Annotated in this window: 3 protein-coding genes and 2 pseudogenes; 4 read left to right on the plus strand and 1 reads right to left on the minus strand. The window is 74.2% G+C overall.

The genetic code is table 11. The annotated features are described in order from the left end of the window. The 3 genes and pseudogenes from AB0H87_RS38055 to AB0H87_RS38065 all read left to right on the plus strand — a co-directional run. Positions 1 to 611, plus strand: a pseudogene (locus tag AB0H87_RS38055) (hypothetical protein); the annotation flags it as partial. Then, positions 601 to 2,961: an FAD-dependent oxidoreductase gene (locus AB0H87_RS38060; RefSeq protein ID WP_360157437.1), complete on the plus strand. Its 2,361-nt coding sequence runs from the start codon at positions 601 to 603 to the stop codon at positions 2,959 to 2,961. The pseudogene AB0H87_RS38055 and the gene AB0H87_RS38060, both read left to right, overlap by 11 nt. Beyond that, complete coding sequence (locus tag AB0H87_RS38065; protein ID WP_360157440.1) at positions 2,958 to 3,278, plus strand: TcmI family type II polyketide cyclase; 321 nt, start codon at positions 2,958 to 2,960, stop codon at positions 3,276 to 3,278. Before AB0H87_RS38060 ends, AB0H87_RS38065 begins: the two co-directional genes overlap by 4 nt. A 53-nt stretch (positions 3,279 to 3,331) precedes the next feature. Here the strand turns inward: AB0H87_RS38065 and AB0H87_RS38070 are convergent, their stop codons facing one another. Then, the gene (locus AB0H87_RS38070; protein WP_360157443.1) at positions 3,332 to 4,405 is read right to left on the minus strand and encodes a hypothetical protein; all 1,074 of its coding nucleotides are present in this window, start codon (positions 4,403 to 4,405) and stop codon (positions 3,332 to 3,334) included. Positions 4,406 to 4,759: 354 nt separating this feature from the next. Between AB0H87_RS38070 and AB0H87_RS38075 the strand changes: the two are divergent. Further along, positions 4,760 to 4,860, plus strand: a pseudogene (locus AB0H87_RS38075) (methyltransferase type 12); the annotation flags it as partial.

The following is a 4,860-nucleotide window of genomic DNA, read 5'->3' on the forward strand; positions in this document are numbered from 1 at the left end:
TCCAGTTGCCCTCGATCGTCATGGCGGCCTTGCCCTTGCCGAACGCCTCGCCGCCCCAGCCGGCGTCGAGCGCCTTCGGATACGCCGCAAGACCAACCGCGCAGGTGCGCGGCGCGCGGCAGATCTACGGCGAGATCGCCGGCTACGCCGCGACGCACGACGCGCACCACCCGGAGCGGCCCGCGCCCGACTGCGCGCAGCTCGTGCGGGCGATGCGCAAGGCCCTCGCGGATGCGGGCGCCGCGCCGGACGAGGTCGGCTTCGTGCTGGCCGACGGTGCCGGCACGCCGGCGCTGGACGCCCTCGAGGCGCAGGCGATCCGGGAGGTGTTCGGCCGGCCCGTGCCGGTCAGCGCGCCGCAGGGTTTCGTCGGGCGGCTCTGCTCGGGCGGCGCGGCGCTGACCGTGGCCACCGCGCTGCTGGCCCTGCGGGACGGCGTGGTCCCCGCGGTCGGCAACCTCGCCCGGCCGGGTCACGACCTCGACCTCGTGCGCGAGCCGCGCCGGTTGGACACCGACGTGGTGCTGGTCAACGCCCGCGGCTTCGGCGGGTTCAACAGCTCGATCGTGTTGCGGCGACACCGGGAGGAAGGGCTCCGCGATGCCGGATGACAGTCCAGTTCGGACGATCCTGAGGATGCGCGCCCGGGAGGGCTGCGCGGACGCGTTCGAGGCCGCCTGGCGGGTCGCCGCCGACGAGATCAGCCGCGTGCCGGGCAGCCTGCGCCAGGAGCTGATCCGGGACGCGGAGGACCCGCGGACGTTCCTGATCATCAGCGACTGGCGGGACCAGGAGGCGCTCGACGCGTTCGGGCCCAGCGCGGCCCGGGAGAACCTCACCGCGGCGCTGCGCGACCTGCGCGAGTCGGGCGAGAAGAACACGTACGCCCTGCTGCAGACCGTGGTCGGCCACGGGCCGCGGATCCGGGTGCGGGTCACGGTGACTGTGCCGGAGGGCGAGGAGGCCGCGTACGAGAAGGCCTACCGCAAGGTCGCCGAGCGGATGCGGGGCACGCCCGGGCACGTCCGGGAGGAGCTTTTGCGCGAGCCGGGCACCGGGACGTATCACATCTTCGCGGAGTGGCTGGACGAGGCGTCGTTCAACGCCTGGACGGACGACCAGTCCCACCTGGACCAGACGGCGCCGCTCATCCAGTACATCTGCGAGAACTTCGAGCGGGCCACGTACCACATCGTGGCGCGGCCCGAGGAGAGCCCGGTGGTGATCCAGGCGGCACCGCCGCGGCCGCAACTCCAGCCGCAGCCGCAACCGCGGCAGCCCGTGGGACCCAGGCCGGCTGCCCGGCCCAGCCTTGAGAGGTCAGCGATGGACAGTTCGACCGACGTGCTCGTCGTGGGCGCCGGCCCGGCCGGCCTGACCGCGGCGATCGAGCTCGCCCGGCGCGGCGTCGCCTGCCGGCTTGTCGAGAAGCGGCCGGACGACAACGGCACCGCCGACAAGGCGATCGGCGTGCAGTGCCGGACCATGGAGATCTGGGAGCACATCGGCGTCGCCCGGGAGGCGATGGACGCGGGCATCTGGCTGCACGGCCAGACCGTGTTCGTCAACGGACGGCAGACGCACCAGGTCGACTGGGACCTGCCCGACCTGCCGTTCGCCCACGTGGGCCTCCCCCAGTACGAGACCGAGGCCATCCTCACCAAATGCCTGGCGGGGCACGGCGTGCGGGTCGAGCGCGGCGTCGAGCTGAAGGAGTTCACCCAGGACGCCGACGGCGTGACCGCGTACCTCCTTGGCGCCGACGGCCGCGCGGAGACCGTGCGGGCGCAGTACCTGGTCGGCGCCGACGGCGCGCACAGCACCGTGCGGCAGAAGCTCGGCCTGACCTTCGAGGGCGGCATGGGCATGTTCCCCCAGCTGTTCATGCTGGGCGACGTCGACCTCGACTGGTCGATGCCGGAGGGGCACCTGCTGCGCTTCATCCAGGTCGAGGACGACGAGATGCGGGGCATGCTGGTCTGCGTGCCGCTCAAGGGGCGCAACCGCTACCGGGTCGCCACGCTCGCGCCGCCGCGGCTGCAGGCGGAGATCGGCTCGAACCCCATCCCGCCGGGCTTCTCGGCCGAGTACGACCCGCCGTCGCTGCCCGACATCCAGGCGGTGCTGGACCAGCTCGCGCCGGAGGGCACGACCGCCAGCAACCTGCGCTGGGCGTCGATCTTCCGGATCAAGCACGGCATCGTCGACCGCTACCGGGACGGTCGCGTGTTCGTGGCGGGCGACGCCGCGCACCTGCACCCGCCGGCGGGCGGCCAGGGCATGAACACCGGAATCCAGGACGCCTGGAACCTCGGCTGGAAGCTGGCCCTGGCGGTCCGCGGCGACGCGGCCCCCGGGCTGCTGGAGAGCTACGAGGCCGAGCGGCGTCCCGCCGGCAAGGCGATCGTCGACCGCGCGGTGAAGATCGCGTTCACCGACGAGATGGACATGGACGACGAGCGCGAGCAGTTCCTGCTCGAGATGCAGATGACGCTGTCGTACGCCGGCAGCCCGCTCGTCGGCGAGCACGGCGACCACTTCGACGGCGGGCCGCGGCCCGGCGATCGGGCGCCCGACGCGCACGACCTGCGGCGCTTCGGCGTCGGTCACGCGGTGCGGCTGTTCGAGCTGACCCGGGGCACCGGGCACACGCTGCTGGCCTATGCGGACGGCGGCACCGCGCCCGCGGACTTCGCCGGCTTCGAGAAGCTGGCGGAGAAGGTCCGTGGCTTCGTCAACATCTACGTCCTGGCGGCCCCGGACGCGAGCGTGCCGGACGGGCTCGAGGTGCCCGTGCTGCGGGACACCGCCGGGGGCTTCCGCGCGGCGTACGGCCTGCGCGGCACGGGCGCCTACCTGATCCGCCCCGACGGGCACGTCGGGTTCCGCACCTCGCCGGTCGACTCCGCGGCGCTCGACGCGCACCTCGCCGGCATCTTCGCGCTAGGGGGAACCGCATGAACCGCACCGTGATCGTCGCCAAGATCCAGCCGGACGCGCAGCAGTCGGTCGCCGAGATCTTCGCGGCCTCCGACGCCACCTCGCTGCCGCACGACCTGGGTGTGCGCACCCGCTCGCTGTACTCGCTGAACGACCTCTACCTGCACGTCATCGAGTTCGCCGACGACCCGACCGAGGCGCTGCGCAAGGGGCCGAAGCTGGCCGGGTTCAAGCAGATCAGCGACGACCTGCGGGCCTACATCAAGCCGTACGACCCGCGGACGTGGAAGTCGCCTCAGGACGCGGTGGCCCGGGAGTTCTACCACTGGCGCGGCTGACCTTGTTCGGGCGCCGGGGCGCCCCGCCGCGATCGCGGCGGGGCGTCCTGCCGTCAGGACAGCGCGTCGTCCCGCCCCGCCTCCTCGACCGCGCCGCGCAGGCCCAGCCGCTCGCCCTCGCGCCAGGCGCGGTCGAAGCCGTCGTCGCCGAGGTGATCGCGCAGGATCGTCCGGTCGACCCCGGCGGAGGGCCACGGCGGCACGTAGCCCTCCATCCACAACATGCTCGACGGCGTCTGGAAGGTGCCCGCGGCCGCGATCAGGCGCACGGACCGGACGTAGCGGCCGCGCGCGCTCTCCAGGTCGGCGAGCGCCGCGAGGAAGAGCCCGACGCTGGCGAGGTCGCCGCTGTCCGCGGCCGACGCCAGCCCGGCCCGCAGGCTCGCGTGCGCGCCCGCGAAGTCGGCCCGCGCGACGCCCACGACCGCGGCCGTGTAGCGGGCCACCACCAGCCCGAGGTCGTCGCCGACGCGGGCCGAGATGCGCTGGGCCTCGTCGAGGTGCAGGGCGGCGCTGTCGAGGTCACCGGTGCGCAGCGCGACCGTGCCGAACCGGCTGTGGAATAGGCTCACGAGCCAGTGCTCGTCGGTCCGCACGGCCAGGTCGTAGGCCCGCCCGAGCAGCTCGCGGGCCCGCTCGACGTCGCCCTGCTGCGCCGCGTACGACGCGAGCGGGCCGAGCGCGCGGGCTTCGGCGACGTTGTCGCCCGCCTCGTGCCCGAGCACCTGTGCCTCCTCGAAGGCGGCGCGGGCCCGCTCGTGCTGCCGCGAGACCAGCGCCATCGCGCCGTCCGCGACCAGCGCCCGGGCGCGCACGGCCGGCGCCAGCAGGTCCGGCTCCGCCAGGATCCGGCGCATGTAGCGCACGCCCTCGTCGAGGTAGCCGCGGCGCCACCAGAGCGGCCAGATCGACCAGGCGATGCGGAACGCGTCCGCGGGCCGGCGCCGGTCCAGGAACCAGTCCATGGCCGCGTCGACGTTGCCGTGCTCCCGGTTCAGCCGCGCCAGCCACTCCGGTGAGGCGGAGGTGTTCAGGTACGGCTCGGCGGCCGCCGCGACGGCCAGGTAGTGCGCGGCGTGCCGGCCCCGCACCGCGTCCGGGTCGGCCTCGGCGGCGAGCCGCTCCACGGCGTAGTCGCGGACGCTGTCGATCACCCGGAACCGGGCCGGCTCGCCGTCCTCGTCCCGGTCGACCAGGGCGGCGTCCACAAGGGATTCCAGCGCGCCCAGCACGTCGATCCCGTCGTCCGCGCCGACCGCCTCGACCGCGGCCAGGTCGAAGCCGCCCGCGAACGCGCCGATCCGCGCGAACAGCCGCTGCGCGTCCGGCGGCAGCAGGTCGTAGCTCCACGCCAGCGTGTCGCGCAACGTCCGCTGCCGGGCCGGCCGGTCGCGCGGTCCGCCGGTGAGCAGGCTGAGCTGGTCGTCGAGGCGGGCGGCGATGGCCGCGGGCGGCAAGATCGGCACGCGGGCGGCGGCCAGCTCGATCGCCCCGGCGGAGCGGTGATCATCATCGTGCCGGCGTTCCCGTTCGCGATGAGCCCGGTCGACATCGCGACCGGCCACGTGCGGCGCTACACCAT

Source organism: Asanoa sp. NPDC050611 (assembly GCF_040654855.1).
GTDB lineage: Bacteria > Actinomycetota > Actinomycetes > Mycobacteriales > Micromonosporaceae > Asanoa.